Genomic DNA, 15,965 nt, shown 5'->3' with positions numbered 1-15,965 from the left:
GCAAGGAGGCGTCGGTGTTCAGGGAAGTCATGGGTCTCCCCGCCCACGCGCTGCTGGTGCACGCGGCCGTCGTCTTCGTGCCACTGCTCGCGTTGGTCTCCACCGGGTACGCCGTACTGGCCCGGTCCCGGTTCCGCAGCCGGCTCGACTGGGCGGCCGGAGTACTGGCGGTGGTCGCGCCGGTCGCCGCCTTCTTCGCGGTGCAGTCCGGCGAGGAGTTCCAGAAGGTGCTGATCGCCAAGAACTACGGCCCGGAGATCCTCCAGAAGGTGGAGGAGCATCAGGGCTACGGCGAACTGACGTTGTGGTGGAGCCTCGCCCTCGGCGTGGTGACGCTGGTACTGCTCGTCGTGACCAGCCCTCGGGCAGCCCGGGCCCGGTCCGTGCCCGGTTGGCTCGGCCTGCTGCTCGGCGCGGTCGTGGTGGTGCTCGCCGCGCTGAACGTCTGGTACGTCTATCTCACCGGCGACACCGGCGCCGAGGCGGTCTGGCAGGGCGTCATCTGACCCGCCGAGCGACAACCGCCCGCGCCCGGCCGGCGCCCACCCGAGCGTCCGGTCAGAACAGGGCCCGGGAGCAGAGCAGGCACATCAACACCAGCACCACCGCACCGCCCACCAGGCCGACGCCATAGGTCAGCGTCCGGGCGCTCCCCTCCTCGACGTCCAGCGCGGCGTGGTCCTGGGCCGGCAGTGGTCGTGGCGGTGCCGGCTGTACGTGCAGCGGCGGACGCCAACCCGGCGGTGGGCTGGTACTCGGCGGCGGGCCGGGGTAGTGGATCCCGGGTCGTACCGGTGGCGGCGTCGCGGACTCTGCCGTGGACTCCGGGCTGTCGGCGGGCGGTCCGGTGGGTCGACGCCAGAAGGCGTCATCGGCGGAGTTCCCGCTCTGCGTCGTCACGCTGTCCGACGCTACCAACCCGAGCCGTTTCCGGCCCCTCGCCCGCTGTCACCGGCGGACTGTCGACCGGCAGCCCCGGGTACGCTTGCCGGGTGTCGGGGACGGAGCAGCAGCGCACCACCGGTGCCGGGCGGGATGACGACCGGCCGGTCAAGCTGACCGGTGACCACCGGGTGCTGCCGGAGCAGTCTGTGGACGACACCGACCGGGGCTGGGGCGAGCGGCCGGACTCCAACGACGAACGGCTGTTGGCCGAGCGCCCGCCGCACTGGGACTGACCCGTCCGCGCCGCCGCGGCTGCGGCTGATCGACCGCGTCGTTCCGGGCGCGACTGGCCACCGGCGCCGTCCCTGCTGCTGATCACCGGCGTCGTGCCGGCTGCTGGCCACCTGCTCCGTTCCGGTGGCTGACCACCTGCTCCGTTCCGGTAGCTGACCACCTGTGCCGTTCTGGGCGGCTGGCCACCTGCGCCGTTCCGGTGGCTGACCACGTGTGCCGGGCCATCCGCGGGCCGGCGGCCGGCGGCTGTGCCGGTGGCTACGAACGAACGATGATTGCGAAGCGGGTGGATTCCGGCATCCCGACCGCGCGGTGGGCCTGGTCCGGGCGGAGCGCCAGGTAGATGGCGCTGGCCGCGCCATCGGTCTGACCGGGACCCAGCACGTCGAGGACCAGTACCCGGGTCGCCAGGACGGTCGGCCTCGGTTCCCGGCCCGCCTGGTCGCCGCCGGGTGCCGCGAGGAGATCCACCCGGACTCCCGGCCGGGCCACCGTCAGCGCGGCCGGCTCGGCGAGCCGGATCGGCACCCCCACGGTCCCCGCCGGCACCGGCACCGCTGCGTCGCCCGGGGCTGCCGAGCCACCGGGTCCGGCCGGCGACCCGTTGGGCCGACCCGCCGGCCCGCTCCCCGCCGCCGGACTCGTGCCGGCCGGACCGGTGGACGCCGTGCCGCCGACCGGTCCGCCGGACCCGGCGGGGCCGACCTTGCCCCCGCTGGCACCGGCCGACGGCGCGGGGCAGGACGACGTCGGCTCGCGCAGGTAGAGCGCGCCGAGCGCGAGCGCCACCAGGGCGGCGACCAGCACCCAGCGCAGTATCGAGCCGGCGCCAGGGCGTGACCAGCGGGTCGGGCTCAGCGTGGCATCGCGACGGGTGGGCGTACGGTCGAGCGCCACGGCGAACCTCCCTCGGCCCGGCGGCGCCAGTGGGGTCGGCGTCGTCCGGTGCGCAGCAGGCTAGGCGAGGGCACCCGGGGGAGGCAGTCGACGATTCATACCCTGTGGATAACTCGGGGGGCTGTGGATAACTCCACTGACCCCGGTCAGGCGCATCCGCCCGGGCGGCCCCGCCGGGAGAGGGAGTGGCCGGGCGACGCGACCTGCCGACCACCGTGTCGACGGCGGACGGGACACCGGGCCCGCCAGGTGCCGGACGGCTTCCTGCCCGGCGGGGCGTTCCTGGAGAAGGACGGCACGTTGCCGGTCGTCTCCCGGACCTGGCGGATCCGCTGGTCGGAGGTCGTCAGGTCGTGCTGGTCGAGGAGGAGGAGGTCGCCTTCGGCTTGCTGCCGGACCCGCTCGACGCGCCGTTGGTCGAGCCGGATCCGCCGCCGCTGGTGGAGCCGGATGTGCCGCCGCTGGTCGAGCTCGAGTCGCCGCCGGAGCCGGTCTTCCTGGAGTCGCTCTTCGACGAGTCGGACTTCGCCGCCGTGGAGCTGCCGCCACCCTCCGAGCCGTTGTTCCGGGAGTCGGTCCGATAGAAGCCGGAGCCCTTGAAGACGATGCCCACGGAGTTGAAGAGCTTGCGCAGGCGACCCTCGCACGCCGGGCACTCGGTCAACGGCTCATCGGTGAAGGACTGCACCGCCTCGAGCTGGTGGCCGCACTCGGTGCAGGCGTACTGGTAGGTGGGCACGTTCCCCTCCGGATTTTGCAAGTTTGTTGGCACTCGACGTATCCGAGTGCCAATGGTGCGGCATCGTACCCGTTTTCGTCCAGCCAAAGTGTCCGGGCCGACGCAGGGGAACCCTGACCCGCGACCGTCAACCGGACCCCATCGGCTGGAGTCCACCGGAAGGGGTGATCACGGCCTGTACCGGACAATCATGATCCATCGCCGGCACCGAGTCGATCAATTCGCCGTCGTGCAACAGCGCCACGGTGAGGGCTCCGGGAGCGGCCCGGGCCAGGGCGCGGTCGTACGAGCCGCCGCCGCGACCGAGCCGGACGCCGCGCCGGTCGACCGCCACCGCCGGTACGACGACCAGCTCCGCCGAGCCGATCGCGCCCCGACCGAGCCGGTCGGTGGCGGGCTCCCGCAGCCCTCGGCCGGCCGCGACCAGGCAGCCCGGTCCGGCGTACGGCGCCCAGTCCAGGTCGAGGTCGGGGCGGAGTACCGGCAGCAGGAGCTCTGCACCCGGTCCCAGCGCGCCGGCCAACTCGTCCGGCAACTCCGCTCCGCCCGGCTCGCTGCCGACCGGCACGTAGCCGGTGGCCAGCCGTGGTCGTACCCGCTGGACCAGGGTGCGGAGTTCGGCCCGGACACGCTCGGCGGCGGCCAGTCGGGCCGGCGCCGACAGCGCCCGGCGCCGGGCCAGCATGGTGGCCCGGAGCGCGGTCTTGCGCGGGCCGACACCTTCATCCGAAAAATCCGGCACGTAACACTCCCGGGGGCAGGCCGGTTAACCATTGCGGTTGGGTCAGCATCGCAGCATCGGGTGCCGAGCTTCCGGGGGGATGAGTGACGCTGCGTGGACGCTTGACCACAGCTTTCCTCGCCGTCGTGCTCGGGCCGGTGCTGCTCGGTGCGCTCTCCGTCGCCGGTACGGCCGCCACGGCGAGCCGCCATCGGGCCGAGCACCGGCTCAACCTCGCCGCCGACGCCGTCCGTACCTCGATCGGCGCGCTCTGCCAACAGTTGCACGCCACGGCCGGCGCGCTGGCCGTACTCGCCGATCCGGCCAGCCGGACCGGCGCGGCGGCCGAGGCGGTGGCGCGAGGACTGGCGGACGGCGTGCTGATCACCGGCCCGGCCGGTGCGGTCGACTTCGTCACCCCGACGGCACCGGCCCGGCCCTGGACGTTCTGCGCCGGGCCGGCCGGCACCGGCCCGGCGCCGCGTGCCCTGGCGGCCCGGGTGGAACTCCGGGACCCTTCGGGGGCGGTGACCGGCGAGGTCTGGACTGCTCAGGTCCTCGACGCGGCGTTCGTCCGCCGGCTCGCCGCCGCCAGCGGAACCGCGGTGACCCTGCTGCGGGAGCTGCCCGGACCAGCGGCGACGTTCCCGATTGCGCCGCCGCCGGGTCCCGTCGCGGCGCCAGGCTCCGCACGCCCGGATCCCGGAACCTCCGGTAGTCGTCCGTCCGGCACCGTTTCCCCGGGTGTTGGTTCGTCCGTTGGTGGTGGTCCGTCCGGCAGCGATTCTCCGGGTGTTGGTTCGTCCGTTGGTGGTGGTCCGGCTGGCAGCGTTTCTCCGGGTGTCGCTTCGTCCGTTGGTGGTGGGCCGGCTGGCAGCGCGGCGCCGGACGGGGGGCCGCAGGGGGCCGAGTCGCCGAGTACCGAGTCGAACGGTTCCCGGGCGGCCGTGCTCGCCGCCGCTCGGCGGATCTCCGGAGACAGGATCGTCCAGGCGAACGGGGGCCGGTACGTCCGCCGGGTCGGTCCGGCCCCCGGCCAGCCGCTGGCGCTGGTGCTGTCGGTGCCGCGCGATCCGCCGGTGGCCCGGTACGGACCCCTCGCGATCGTCGTACTGCTTGCCGGGGTGTTCGCGGTACTGGCCGCCGGCCGGCTGGCCCGGTCGACCACCCGGCCACTGGCCGAGCTGGCCCGGGCCGCCGACCGGGTCGCCGAGGGTGACCTGGCGACCCGGGTGCCGGTCCGGTCCCCGGACGAGGTCGGCCGGCTCGCCGACAGTTTCAACCGGATGACCCGGGAGGCGGAGTCCTACCTCCGGGCCCTGGTGATCAGCCGGCACCAGTTGCGTGAGCAGCTTGCCGTGCTCGGCGACACCCTGGCCAGCTCGCACGACCTGCACCGGATCTTCCAGTTGCTGCTCCGGGCCGCGATGGCGGCGACCGGGGCCCGGGCCGGGGTGGTGCTGCTGCTCGACCCGAGGACCGGAGTCCTGGTCAGCGAGTGCGCCGAAGGTCTCGACCGGCGCGGCGTCGGACTCTCCCGTCCGGCGTCGACCCGCGCACCGGCCGCACCCGCCAGCTCCGGCGGCATCGACCCGGCCGGCGACGGGAGCACCGACCCGGCGGGCGGTGGCCCCGCCGACCCTGCGGGCGGTGGAGCCACCGGGACGGCGGACGGTCGGGGGAGCGGCCCCGCGGGGGCGGGTCGGGATCGCCCGGCCGACGACCGGCAGCGGCACGGCGATCCGCCGGCACTGCGGGTACCGCTCGGCAAGGGGCTGCTCGGCACGGTCGTGGCGACGGGTGAGCCGCGCCGGGGCCGGCTGGACCGGGACGGGCCGCGCCTCTACGGCCGCGAGCCGCGCTGCCGGACATACGTGGCGGTGCCGTTCCCGTCCTCCGGTACGGCCGGTCAGGTGCCGTATCCGGGTGCGGAGCCGGGGACCGGTACGCCGCCGCTGCGCTCGGCGACCGTCGGCGGCTGGCCGGGTACGGCCGCTGGGCCGGGTACCGGGCGTCCGGGGCTGACGTTCGGGGTGGGGCGGACGCCGGTCGGCGTACTGGCCCTCTACGACCGGCTCGGGGCGGACGAGTTCGACGACGTCGACCTGGTCACGCTGAGCACCTTCGCCGACCACGCGGCGGTGGCGCTGGAGAACGTCCGGATGCACGAGGAGGCGCAGCGGTTGTCGCTGACCGACCCGCTGACCGGACTCTGGAACTACCGCTATCTCAAGGAGTCGATCCGGCGGGAGATCGAACGGGCCAGCCGGTTCGGCCGGATGCTCAGCGTGCTCGCCCTCGACCTCGACCGGTTCAAGGAGGTCAACGACACGTACGGGCACGCGGCCGGGGACGCGGTGCTGGCCGAGTTCGCCCAGCGGATCCGGGGCGCGATGCGGGAGGTGGATCTCGCCTTCCGGCAGGGCGGCGAGGAGTTCGTGGTGCTGCTGCCGGAGACGGATGCCCGGGGCGCGGCAACGGTGGCGGAGCGGCTGGGCGCGGCCGTCCGGGAGACCCCGATGGCGATCCGGCCCCGGCCCGGCGCGGTCACCCCGGTCGGGGCCCTGGTCTCGGTCACCGTGTCGATCGGCGTCGCCGTCTATCCCGACCACGCCGCCACCGGCCCGCAGTTGCTGGTCGCGGCCGACGAGGCGCTCTACGCGGCGAAGGCGGCGGGCCGGGACACGTACCAGATGGCCACCGCCGGTGGCCGGCTGACGGTCGAGGAGATTCCGGTCCGGGCCGGTGCGGCGACGCCGGACGACGGGCTTCCGTGGGCGGGTGGCCGGCCGACGATCGGCGCGGGCGGCGGCTGGCCGAGCCGGGCGGGGCGGCCGGGCGGAGACGGACCGGCCCGCGCGGGGCGGCCGGGCGCGGACGGACCGGTCACCGCGGACGGCGGCCCGGACGGCGCGTTATCCGGGCCACAACCGCCGCGCCAGGGCCGTGGCCGATAGTCTCGCGACATGCCGGAGAACGCAGCTACCCCAGCCAACTCCTCGACGCCGACGGCCGGACGACGGGCGGTGAAGGCGGTCATCCCGGCTGCCGGCCTGGCGACCCGGTTCCTTCCCGCCACCAAGGTGGTGCCGAAGGAACTGCTGCCGGTGGTGGACCGTCCGGTGTTGCAGTACATCGTCGAGGAGGCCGCCCAGGCAGGTATCGACGACGTCCTGCTGATCACCGGCCGGGGCAAGACCGCGATGGTCGACCACTTCGACCGCCGGCCCGACCTGGAGGCGCGGCTGGCGGAGAAGGGCGACCCGGAACTGCTGGCCGCGGTGCGCCGGCCGGGAGAGCTGGCGCAGATCTACACCTGCCGGCAGCCGGAGCAGCTCGGCCTGGGCCACGCCGTCGGGTACGCCGAGGCGCACGTCGGTGACCAGCCGTTCGCGGTCATGCTCGGCGACGAGTTCGTGAACCTCTCCGAGCCGCTGCTGCCGGCCATGCTGGACCTCCAGGCCCGGACCGGCGGCATCGTGCTGGCCTTCTTCGAGGTACCGCCGGAGGAGACCAAGCGGTACGGCATCGCCTCGGTGGCGCCGGCCGACCGGAGCCTGGCCGACCTCGGCGAGGTGGTGGAGGTGACCGGGCTGGTGGAGAAGCCGAAGCCGGAGGACGCGCCGAGCAACCTGGCGGTGCTCGGCCGGTACGTGCTGCCCAGCGCGATCTTCGACGCGATCGGGCGTACCGGAAAGGGCAGCGGCGGGGAGATCCAGCTCACCGACGCGATGGGTCTGCTGCTCAAGGAGGGCATGCCGGTGCACGCGATCGTCTACCGTGGCACCCGTTACGACACCGGCATGCCGCTGGGCTACCTGCAAACCGTGGTGCAACTGGCCTGCGAGCGCGAGGATCTCGGTGCGGAGTTCCGGCAGTGGCTGGGCGAGTTCGTCGCCTCCGACGCCGGCCGCCGCACATGACGCCCCGCTGCGAGGTGACGGTGTGACAGCGACGGCCGATGCCGAGGCGGCCGCCAACGAGCTGACGCCGCTCGCCGACTACCTGGGCAGCGTGCTGCGCAGGTTGCGGGCGCTTCCCCCGCTCGACCTCGACCTCACCCAGGCGTACGGCAACGTGCTCGCCGAGGACGTCGTCGCGCCGCACGCCTATCCGGCCTTCGACCAGGCGGCCATCGACGGGTACGCGGCCCGCTGGGAGGACATCTCGGGTGCGGGGCGTACCGGTGGCACGGCGGGCGGCTACGGCCCGAGCCGGCTCGGCGATCCCCGCCCGGTGCGGCTCAACGTCGTCGGTGACCTCGGCGCGGCGAGTTGGCGGCCGGTGCGGCTGACCCCGGGAGCCTGCTTCTCGGTGGCGGCCGGCTCGCCGCTGCCGATCGCCGCCGACGTGGTGGTGCCGGTGGAGTGGACCGACCAGGGCATGGCGGCGGTGGAGATCTTCCGGACCCCGAAGCGCGGCTACGGGCTGCGCCGGGCCGGGGAGGAGCTGCCGGCCGGTACCCTGCTGGCCCGCTCCGGCTCGTACATCTCGCCGGCCCTGGTCGCGGTCTTCGCGGCGACCGGCATCGGGCACGTGGTGGTCCGGCCCAGTCCCCGGGTGGTGATCGTGGCGACCGGTGACGAACTGGTCGACGTCGGCCGGGCCAGCCAGCCGGGGCAGGTGGTCGACATCAACTCGCACGCGCTGACGGCGGCCGCGGCCGAGGTGGGCGCGTTGGCGTACCGGGTGGGCATCTGCGACGACGACCCGGAAGGGCTGCGCGGTCTGCTGGAGGACCAGACGCTCCGGGCCGACCTGATCATCACGACGGGCGGTACGGGCGCCGGCCCGGGTGACATGATCCGCCGGGTACTGTCCCGCCGGGATGGTGGCCGGGCCAGCCCGGTGACCTTCATGGAGGTCGCCCTCTATCCCGGAAGCGCCCTCGGATTCGGTACGGTCGGAGCCGAGGAGGTGCCGGTGGTGTGTCTACCCGGTGAGCCCGGCGCGGCATTGATCGGCTTCGAGGTGCTGGCGAGGCCGGCGATCCAGTTGCTGGCCGGGGCCGAGCCGGTGTTCCGGCCCAGTGTCCGGGCACATCTGCTGGAGACGGTCTCCTCGCCGTCCGGGCTGCGGGAGTTCCGGCCGGCGCACGTGGCCGAGCGGCGCGGCGGCGGCTACACGGTGCAGCCGCTGCGCGGCGGGCCGTACACGCTCTCCGGGCTGGCCGAGGCGAACGGCCTGATGGTGCTCGGCGAGCGGGTGACCAGCGCGGCGGCCGGCTCCACGGTGGACGTGCTGCTGCTGGACCGGCGCCGGTGACCGGGCTGCCGGACTCTCGGACGGTTGGACCGGCGCCGGTGAGGTGCCGTGGCGCTGCCGGGCCGGTGGCCGGGCCGCGATGCTGCGGGGCGGCGTCGGTGACGGTTGCCGGGGCGCGGGCAACGGCGTGCGGAAGGGTGTCGGGACGTCGATGAGGAGGCGTGGGTTGCCGACGGGACACCGGGCGTGAACTTTGCCGCGACCCCGGGCTGGCCGGTCGAACTCCGGGACGGGGCGGTGCTGCTGCGCCCGTACCGGCGGTCGGACGCGGTGGCCTGGTCCGAGGTGCGCTGCGCCAACCAGGCCTGGCTGGCACCCTGGGAGTCGTCCCCGCCGGGGCGGTGGGACGAGATGAATTCTCCGGCCGCGTTCCGCTGGGTCTATCGTGACCAGCGCAGACAGGCGCGTCGCGGCGAGAGCATGCCGTTCGCGGTCTGCCTGGTCGAGGGTGGTCGGGAGCGGTTGGTCGGGCACCTCAACCTGGGCAACATCGTGCGCCGGGCGTTCTGCTCGGCGTACGCCGGCTACTGGGTGGACAGCCGGGTGGCCGGGCGCGGCGTGATGCCGACCGCGATGGCGCTCGCCGTCGACCACGCGTTCGGGCCCGGCGGACTGCACCGGATCGAGGTCAACATCCGGCCGGAGAACGGCCCGTCCCGGCGGGTGGTGGAGAAGCTGGGCTTCCGCGAGGAGGCGTACCACCCGCGATACATGCACATCGACGGCGCCTGGCGTGACCACATCGGCTACGCGATGACCAGCGAGGAGGTCATCCGGGAGGGCGGCCTGCTGGCCCGCTGGCACCGGCTGCGCGCCGCCGCCTCCTGACCCCGCGGCGCCGCCCCTGTTGATCTTCTTAGTCGCTGGTCGGCCGGCGCGCCGCACGATATTCCTGGTGTGTCCCCGTAACCTGAAGTAATCGGGACGTGCGGCAACGTCGGACGGACCCGCGCCGGCTCCGGGAGCTGGTCCGCGCCTGCCGTGGACGTACCCGGCGGTGCGTGAGGTGCTCGTCCGGTCGGTTGCCCCGAGGTGGGTGACGGGAGGGATGAGGGTGCCGGCCTCGGTGCTCCTCGCCGTCCTCGCCGCAGCCGGTCTGCTCGCCCTCGCGCCGGCACTGGTCCGCCGGTACGACGCCACGGAGCGGCTGGCCGCGGAGCGGGCGCAGTCGACGGCGCGGGTGCTCCAGCGCCGCCGACGGCGCCGGAGTGTCCCGGGGCGGCAGCCGGTGAACCCGCCCCGCACCCGAATCATCACCCTGCGTGCCGGCGTTCCGCCTCCTGACGCTGCGGGCGCCGAACCGGTCTCGCCGGCCGCCGGTCCCGGCACGCCGGTCTCCGGTCCGCCGGGGAACGGTCGGCGGAGCCGCCGACTGCGTTCGGTGCCCCGGACCCCGGGACCGGCCCGGCGGCGGCCACCGCCCGCCCGGCACACCCCGGCCGTCTACCGGCGGCGCCGGGTCTTCGCCGCCCTGCTGCTGCTCAACTTCGTCGAGCTGGTCGGGGTGGTGCTGGTCAGCCCCGGCTTCTGGATCGGCTTCGCGGCCACCGGCACGCTGCTGTGCGCGTACCTCGTACACCTGCGGAGCCGGGCCATCGCCGATCGCCGCCGGCGGCGGATGCAGGCCCGGGAGGCAGCCTGGCTGGCCGCCCGGCAGGCGGAGGTCCGGCGCGCCCAGGCCCGCCGGGCGCAGGCCCGTCGGGAGGCGCAGCGTCGCCTGGCGGCCCAGCGGGAAGCGGTACGCCGGGCGGCGCTGGGGATGAACCGGACGGTCGACCTGCCACCGGCGGCCAGTGGGGGCGGCCGGGCGGCGGGTTCGGTCTCCTACCGGCGGGCCGGCGGCCTGCGTGGGCGCCCCTACGAGGCCGGCGGACGGTGACCGGCGTGGGGTGACGTGTCGGCGGGGCTGGTTCGCGCTCGGACCGGCCGACCTGTTAGCCTTGGCGCCGGCCCGCCGGTTCGGTGGGTTGGTCAAGGGGCTGTGGCGCAGACCGGTAGCGCACCTCGTTCGCATCGAGGGGGTCAGGGGTTCAAATCCCCTCAGCTCCACATAATTCAGGCCCTGACCAGCAAGAATGCTGATCAGGGCCTGAAGTTTGTCCATGCGATTTTGAATCACCCCCCGAAAACCCCCGCAAACGGCTGGGCGCGACCACGTTCGTCGGCGGCGCGGGTCTGTTCGCGCTGAAGACTTGACGATTTCATCCGTGGTTCGGCGTGCTACAACACGATCCGCGCCCGCGCCCGCGCCCGCGCCCGCGTACCGACCGCCGCCGACACCTCCGTGCCGTTGATCAACGCCCGGAGCTCGGCCCGTTCACCCGACGACAACTTCACGGCCACAGCAAACCACGACACACCTCAGGCAAAAACAACAGGATCACGAGACACCAGGGCGGAACGACAACCGCTTGCGGCTCGGCCCTGATCGCCGAGTAGCAGGCGGTCTGATTTTCAGCGCGGCCCGACGAACTCGGTCCGCACGCTCCACGCGAACTGAATCAGCAGGGTCACCGGGGACTTCTCGGCAATGTCATGCATCACCTTCAAGTCGTCGGGGTCAGGTTCTTCGCTCAGCGTGATCGTTCGCTGCAGGTAACGCTCTGCGCCTTCCTGCTCGGGTTCGTGGTAGTGGATCTCGACGGCGATGTCACCGGCGGTGTCGTACTTGTAGTCGACGTACTGCCGCAGCGTCTGAGCAGTGCACGACGCGAGCGCCATCAACAGGTACTCCGTCGGTGTCGGGCCTTCGCCGAGTGCGCCGTTGTGCGGTTCATCGGCGACGAACGTGAAGCCGCGGGTGGTCATGTCCGTGCGCCGGCGTTCAGTGGCCGGAAGGACAACTCGGGCGGATGCGACGACACGATCCTGGTCGGTTTCCATCAGTCGTGCCTTCCTGTAGATCCTGTTGGTGGCGGTCCGGGTACGCGGACCCAGCAGCAGCCGAGCCGCAGTCTGAGCGGGGGGCTGTGGCCGGGCGTATCACCCCATGACCGAGTGCCTCCGCAGGCTAGCCCTCGCGGACTATATAGTCCAGTTGATCGCTCGCCGCCAGAACCGCTCGGCCCTCGTGGGCCATCACCTCTGGGCTTCTTCACCTGCGACGAGAGCGGCTAGGGCTCAAGACGACCTCCACTGAACTCGCTCAACACCAAATCGGAGATGGACTCGTCAGTCCGCTTTGGCTAAGATGTTGCCGTCGTTCACGCATCGGGCGGCGATCGTCGTCGCCTACCGCGACACGGGCGGACTCAATCCGGGCAACATGAGGAACATCGATGCTCCGATGGTGTCCTGGTCTGGATCGAGTCGAGGAGCGATCTGCGGACCGTTTTCGATGCACACCGCAAGATCCGCAGTTTCCTGGCCGCTGACGGTTATCTGGGCGGGGAGCCGGCGGTTGCCCAGCCTACGGACCGACAGGCGGAGGTGAAGAGGAAGGACCGGACGGCGGGATGAGTTCGAGCGATTCAGGATCAGAGGAGACCTTATGGACGAGTACGTTCCGGGACTGCTGCCAGCGGATGAGAGTCTCGATGACGAGGAGCTTGGCGACGACGTTGATGGCCCGGGTTACTCGCCGCTTGATCGCCCAATCGGAAGCCTGGCTTGGGGGGTGACTGCCTACGAAGCTAGTACACACGAGCCCGTAAGCCGGAGACTTGCCCGTGAGGTTCCCGACATCGCGGCTGAAGAGGTCGGTGATGGGATTGGTGACGCATCCGATACTAACGGCGAGCCGATCGACGACCAGGTCGGATACTTGAGGGCGGGTCGGCTTGTCTGGGCCACTCAGGATGCTGACGACCCGTCGTCGGATCTTCAGGCCGAGGACGTTGGCATCGACGGCGGGGGCGCTTCCGCGGAGGAGGCAGCGATTCATATAATCCCCGACGACCTGTTCGGGGTGTAGGCGTCGGGGTGCATGGGCTTGCTGATACTCAGGTGACACCATCCGGTTCCGACCGGCTTGTGAGCTACCGGCCCGACAGGAGGATCTGGCCATGGACGGGGGACGGGATCAGGAGCTCGAGACGCTGCTGAGGGCGATCCCAGAGGGTTGGACGCGTGCGGAGGTAGCTGGACGAGCTTGGGGTGTTACGCGTGCTACTCACGCAGGAGGCAAAGTGGTCTCCATCAACGCGGAGCGACTCGGCGCCACCGAGCAACTCGGTGCAAACGTCTGGATCACGTCTGAGGGGCCAATCCTCAGGCCGTGTGAGGTGCCGGCGGAAAAGGTCATGCAGTTTCTTCGTGCTGCGGCGACAGGGTATTCCAGGTAAGCAGAGACGGCAGGGCTTCCCACGTGGCCTTCATGATGCCGCATTCCGCTTGCTGTGTAGCGTGTGAAGATGCGCTAGGGCCATGTCGATCGCGGAAGCCATTGGTGTGACGTCGCGGGACGCCTGCGCCAATAGGTAGCCACCCTGTACGGCTGCCAAGAGGCCCGTGGCTAGTTGTGAGACGTCGGCTTCTTGTGGGATGAGGTCCGCCTTCTGAAACCGTCGCAGGAGATCTTCGAAGAGTTCTTGCCACGCCGAAAACAGGTCGAGGAGTCTCTTCCGTGCGATCGAGTCCTGATCAGAAACCTCATTTGCCAGCGAACCCAATGGGCACCCGTACCTGCCCTCTTGTAGGGCGTTGTTCTCGACCAGGGCGTCCCTCCAACGCCGCAGTCCTGCGAACGTCATCACCTTGCTCAACCGTTCGCGTTCAATGGCGATCGTGCGGTCCCCCACAAGCTCGATGACCGCCCTCACCAGCGCTTGCTTGTCTTCGAAGTGCCGGTATAGCTGCGACTTGCTAACGTTGCTAGCTACGATGACGTCGTCGAGGGTCGTACCACCGACACCTCGTACGCGCATCAGGTCGGCTGCCGTCCCGACGATCCGAGACCTCGTCTTCGCGCCACGCGCCGTCAACCGCGAGGTCGTGGCCTGGCTCGAGCGCTCCTCCACGTGGCCATTCTACTGACCTCCCTCCCGCGGACAGGGATCGTCATGCGGACGAGGAGAGTGCCCTGAGCCGGAGTCGAGCAATCTGCCGGGAGGAAGCACCGAGCCGATCGTGATTCCACGTATGGCTCGAATCTCGTCCGGTCACCGGTACCGGCCGTCGTAGCGGACTCCGCTCCGGGCATCCGTGAAGCTGACGCCCACCCGCACCCCGTCCTCGACGATCCACCGGACCGTGTACGTCGCCCGGTATGTCGGCGGCCAGAAGGAAGCGAAGGTCCCGTCACCCGTAACAGACCACTCGCCCGCTGACGGTGTGCCCCTGTCGACGTAGGTCGTTCGGCCGTGCGCCGTGAACGATTGAGTCGCACCGTCCTGGAACACCAACTGTGCGGCGGTCAGGGCGGCGATCATGTCCGTCGCATCGACCGGCTGGCCGTCGACAACGTCCCCACCGCAGGGAACAGCGTCCATCGAACTCTCCTGACCTCGGGCAAGACACTGGCCGCCGCCATCTCGCGGCGGCGACGACGTGCCGAACGACCAACTCGGAACGATCTACCACATTATATGGACGCTATCGTCCATTCCAGTCCTGCTGCAGAGTCGTCGGCCAGACAGGGACGCGTCGCCACGACCGTCAGCAGTGCTGGTGCTACTCTAAACCACCGACGGTCAGCAAGGCTTGCCGACCGACGTCACCCCAGCATATTACGGACGTGAGAGTCCAGTTCATTTACCTCGGAATTGCGGGCGACCACGTCCTCGCCGCGGAGAATCTCATCACCGGGGCACTCGTTGACGATGACGTCATGGGCGGGTGCCACATCGACATCCATCGGTCGGGTGGAAGCACGGGGTGGCAGCGGGGCCGCGGCCGCCCGGCCACATGGGAGGGGCGCATGGCAGTGATCACACGCGGCTTCGGCGGCCGCAGACGCGACGACACCGACCTCCCGCCCGGCCAGTACCGCACGGACGACTTCCCGGTGCTGTCGGCGGGACCGACACCACGCATCGGCCTCGACGAGTGGGAGCTCGCCGTCGTCACCGAGACCGGCGAGCGGAGCACGTGGTCATGGGCGGAGTTCACCGCCCTGCCTGCCGACGAGCCGACCGTGGACATCCATTGCGTCACGCACTGGTCGAAGTTCGGCACGAGCTGGCGAGGCGTCTCGGTGGACACGTTGCTGGCCGACGTCGAGACTACGGCCGAATACGTCATCGCCCACTCCTACGGCGGCTACACCACGAACGTCCCGCTCGAGGACCTTCTCGACGGTCGGGCCTGGGTGGCGTACGAGTTCGACGGCGAGCCGCTGGTGCCGGTGCACGGCGGCCCAGCTCGTCTCCTCATTCCTCACCTGTACTTCTGGAAGAGCGCGAAATGGCTGCGCGCACTGGAACTGCGTCTCGACGACGAGCCCGGGTTCTGGGAGACGGCCGGCTACCACAACTACGGCGACCCATGGCGCGAGCAGCGGTACCGGGCAGACTGACCTGGCAGCCGGCAACCGTCGCCGCCACCCGGGCGGAGACTGCGACGGCGCGGACCCTCGTCCTCGACGTCGACGGCTGGGCAGGTCACGTGCCGGGCCAGCACGTCGACGTCCGGTTGACGGCTCCCGACGGCTACACGGCGTACCGCAGCTACTCGATCTCGTCCGCCCCGGGGCCCGAAAGGCTCGAGGTGACCGTCCAAGCGGTGACCGACGGTGAGGTCTCGCCGTACCTCGTCGACGTGGCGGGGCCGGGTGACCAACTCGAGATCCGTGGACCGCTCGGCGGCTGGTTCGTACGCCGACCCGCCGATCCGCGCCCGGCGTTGCTGATCGGCGGCGGGTCCGGCGTGGCGCCCCTGATGTCGATGGTGCGTGCGGCGACGAATCCCACCAGGTTGCTCTACTCGACCCGATCCCCGTCCGATGCGCTGTTCACCGCGGATCTTGCAATCGCACGAGCCGCAGGCGATGGGCGTGTCGCCGTCACACACCTCTATACCAGGGTCGCGCCCTCCGGCTGGCCGGCCCCACCCCGACGACTGGACGCGGACGCCCTCGCCCGCGTCGCCTGGCCCCGCGATGCCGACGCTGTGGCGTTCGTCTGCGGGCCCACCGGATTCGTCGAGACCGTTGCCGACCTCCTCGTGGACATCGGCCACGATCCCGCGAACATCCGCACTGAACGATTCGGACCCACCGGAGGATGA

17 protein-coding genes and 1 tRNA gene are annotated in these 15,965 nt (G+C 71.5%); 12 read left to right on the top strand and 6 right to left on the bottom strand.

What is annotated here, in order from left to right; genetic code table 11:
- Positions 1 to 14: 14 nt before the first annotated feature.
- Positions 15 to 506 (top strand): DUF2231 domain-containing protein, encoded by a 492-nt coding sequence (locus ACQEVC_RS05100; RefSeq protein WP_432873798.1) that lies wholly within the window; start codon positions 15 to 17, stop codon positions 504 to 506.
- A gap of 52 nt (positions 507 to 558) precedes the next feature.
- Here ACQEVC_RS05100 and ACQEVC_RS05095 read toward each other — a convergent pair whose 3' ends face one another.
- Complete coding sequence (locus ACQEVC_RS05095; protein WP_432873796.1) at positions 559 to 900, bottom strand: translation initiation factor 2; 342 nt, start codon at positions 898 to 900, stop codon at positions 559 to 561.
- Positions 901 to 992: 92 nt separating this feature from the next.
- On the opposite strand from ACQEVC_RS05095, the gene ACQEVC_RS05090 reads away from it, so the two are divergent.
- Positions 993 to 1,178, top strand: coding sequence for a hypothetical protein (locus ACQEVC_RS05090; RefSeq protein WP_318400295.1), 186 nt, complete (start codon positions 993 to 995; stop codon positions 1,176 to 1,178).
- Positions 1,179 to 1,437: 259 nt separating this feature from the next.
- Here the strand turns inward: ACQEVC_RS05090 and ACQEVC_RS05085 are convergent, their stop codons facing one another.
- Positions 1,438 to 2,076, bottom strand: coding sequence for a flagellar biosynthesis protein FlgA (locus tag ACQEVC_RS05085; RefSeq protein WP_432873794.1), 639 nt, complete (start codon positions 2,074 to 2,076; stop codon positions 1,438 to 1,440).
- 353 nt (positions 2,077 to 2,429) lie between these two features.
- On the opposite strand from ACQEVC_RS05085, the gene ACQEVC_RS05080 reads away from it, so the two are divergent.
- The gene (locus ACQEVC_RS05080; RefSeq protein WP_432892086.1) at positions 2,430 to 2,660 is read left to right on the top strand and encodes a hypothetical protein; all 231 of its coding nucleotides are present in this window, start codon (positions 2,430 to 2,432) and stop codon (positions 2,658 to 2,660) included.
- A 282-nt stretch (positions 2,661 to 2,942) separates the two neighbouring features.
- On the opposite strand, the gene ACQEVC_RS05075 is transcribed toward ACQEVC_RS05080, so the two are convergent.
- Positions 2,943 to 3,557, bottom strand: a complete 615-nt coding sequence (locus ACQEVC_RS05075; protein WP_432873792.1) for a 5-formyltetrahydrofolate cyclo-ligase — start codon at positions 3,555 to 3,557, stop codon at positions 2,943 to 2,945.
- A gap of 101 nt (positions 3,558 to 3,658) precedes the next feature.
- Here ACQEVC_RS05075 and ACQEVC_RS05070 point away from each other — a divergent pair, with 101 nt between their 5' ends.
- The 6 genes from ACQEVC_RS05070 to ACQEVC_RS05045 all read left to right on the top strand — a co-directional run bounded on the left by ACQEVC_RS05070 (position 3,659) and on the right by ACQEVC_RS05045 (position 10,850).
- Complete coding sequence (locus ACQEVC_RS05070) at positions 3,659 to 6,493, top strand: diguanylate cyclase (protein WP_432873790.1); 2,835 nt, start codon at positions 3,659 to 3,661, stop codon at positions 6,491 to 6,493.
- 9 nt (positions 6,494 to 6,502) lie between these two features.
- Positions 6,503 to 7,459, top strand: coding sequence for a UTP--glucose-1-phosphate uridylyltransferase (locus ACQEVC_RS05065; RefSeq protein ID WP_432873788.1), 957 nt, complete (start codon positions 6,503 to 6,505; stop codon positions 7,457 to 7,459).
- A gap of 22 nt (positions 7,460 to 7,481) precedes the next feature.
- Positions 7,482 to 8,801: a molybdopterin molybdotransferase MoeA gene (locus ACQEVC_RS05060; RefSeq protein ID WP_318400299.1), complete on the top strand. Its 1,320-nt coding sequence runs from the start codon at positions 7,482 to 7,484 to the stop codon at positions 8,799 to 8,801.
- 186 nt (positions 8,802 to 8,987) lie between these two features.
- The gene (locus ACQEVC_RS05055; RefSeq protein WP_432873786.1) at positions 8,988 to 9,629 is read left to right on the top strand and encodes a GNAT family N-acetyltransferase; all 642 of its coding nucleotides are present in this window, start codon (positions 8,988 to 8,990) and stop codon (positions 9,627 to 9,629) included.
- Between the two features lie 220 nt (positions 9,630 to 9,849).
- On the top strand, positions 9,850 to 10,680 hold the full coding sequence (gene sepX, locus ACQEVC_RS05050) for a divisome protein SepX/GlpR (RefSeq protein ID WP_432873784.1): 831 nt from the start codon (positions 9,850 to 9,852) through the stop codon (positions 10,678 to 10,680).
- Between the two features lie 96 nt (positions 10,681 to 10,776).
- A tRNA-Ala gene (locus tag ACQEVC_RS05045) sits at positions 10,777 to 10,850 on the top strand.
- A gap of 405 nt (positions 10,851 to 11,255) precedes the next feature.
- Here the strand turns inward: ACQEVC_RS05045 and ACQEVC_RS05040 are convergent.
- A complete protein-coding gene (locus ACQEVC_RS05040) occupies positions 11,256 to 11,684 on the bottom strand; it encodes an OsmC family protein (RefSeq protein WP_432873782.1) in 429 nt (142 codons plus the stop codon).
- A 607-nt stretch (positions 11,685 to 12,291) separates the two neighbouring features.
- On the opposite strand from ACQEVC_RS05040, the gene ACQEVC_RS05035 reads away from it, so the two are divergent.
- Complete coding sequence (locus ACQEVC_RS05035) at positions 12,292 to 12,714, top strand: DUF5709 domain-containing protein (protein ID WP_432873780.1); 423 nt, start codon at positions 12,292 to 12,294, stop codon at positions 12,712 to 12,714.
- Positions 12,715 to 13,114: 400 nt separating this feature from the next.
- Here ACQEVC_RS05035 and ACQEVC_RS05030 read toward each other — a convergent pair whose 3' ends face one another.
- Positions 13,115 to 13,759 (bottom strand): TetR/AcrR family transcriptional regulator, encoded by a 645-nt coding sequence (locus ACQEVC_RS05030; RefSeq protein WP_432873778.1) that lies wholly within the window; start codon positions 13,757 to 13,759, stop codon positions 13,115 to 13,117.
- Between the two features lie 141 nt (positions 13,760 to 13,900).
- Positions 13,901 to 14,230 carry a hypothetical protein gene (locus ACQEVC_RS05025; RefSeq protein WP_432873776.1) on the bottom strand — a complete coding sequence of 110 codons (330 nt, stop codon included), beginning with the start codon at positions 14,228 to 14,230 and terminating at the stop codon, positions 13,901 to 13,903.
- A 428-nt stretch (positions 14,231 to 14,658) separates the two neighbouring features.
- Here ACQEVC_RS05025 and ACQEVC_RS05020 point away from each other — a divergent pair, with 428 nt between their 5' ends.
- The gene (locus tag ACQEVC_RS05020; RefSeq protein ID WP_318400313.1) at positions 14,659 to 15,255 is read left to right on the top strand and encodes a sulfite oxidase-like oxidoreductase; all 597 of its coding nucleotides are present in this window, start codon (positions 14,659 to 14,661) and stop codon (positions 15,253 to 15,255) included.
- Positions 15,225 to 15,965 carry an FAD-binding oxidoreductase gene (locus ACQEVC_RS05015; protein ID WP_432873774.1) on the top strand — a complete coding sequence of 247 codons (741 nt, stop codon included), beginning with the start codon at positions 15,225 to 15,227 and terminating at the stop codon, positions 15,963 to 15,965. The genes ACQEVC_RS05020 and ACQEVC_RS05015 overlap by 31 nt, the downstream gene beginning before the upstream one ends.

This window comes from Plantactinospora sp. CA-294935 (assembly GCF_050936445.1).
Taxonomy (GTDB): Bacteria; Actinomycetota; Actinomycetes; order Mycobacteriales; family Micromonosporaceae; genus Plantactinospora.
The sequence above is the reverse complement of the archived record's forward strand: the minus strand, read 5'-3'. Positions and strand labels throughout refer to the sequence as shown.

What these genes read in the sequence shown, in the direction of transcription:
- ACQEVC_RS05015 (WP_432873774.1), top strand. Translation starts at nt 15,225, where the DNA reads ATGGCGCGAGCAGCGGTACCGGGCAGACTGACCTGGCAGCCGGCAACC.
- ACQEVC_RS05040 (WP_432873782.1), bottom strand. Translation starts at nt 11,684, where the DNA reads ATGGAAACCGACCAGGATCGTGTCGTCGCATCCGCCCGAGTTGTCCTT.
- ACQEVC_RS05025 (WP_432873776.1), bottom strand. Translation starts at nt 14,230, where the DNA reads ATGGACGCTGTTCCCTGCGGTGGGGACGTTGTCGACGGCCAGCCGGTC.
- ACQEVC_RS05065 (WP_432873788.1), top strand. Translation starts at nt 6,503, where the DNA reads ATGCCGGAGAACGCAGCTACCCCAGCCAACTCCTCGACGCCGACGGCC.
- sepX (WP_432873784.1), top strand. Translation starts at nt 9,850, where the DNA reads ATGAGGGTGCCGGCCTCGGTGCTCCTCGCCGTCCTCGCCGCAGCCGGT.
- ACQEVC_RS05035 (WP_432873780.1), top strand. Translation starts at nt 12,292, where the DNA reads ATGGACGAGTACGTTCCGGGACTGCTGCCAGCGGATGAGAGTCTCGAT.
- ACQEVC_RS05020 (WP_318400313.1), top strand. Translation starts at nt 14,659, where the DNA reads ATGGCAGTGATCACACGCGGCTTCGGCGGCCGCAGACGCGACGACACC.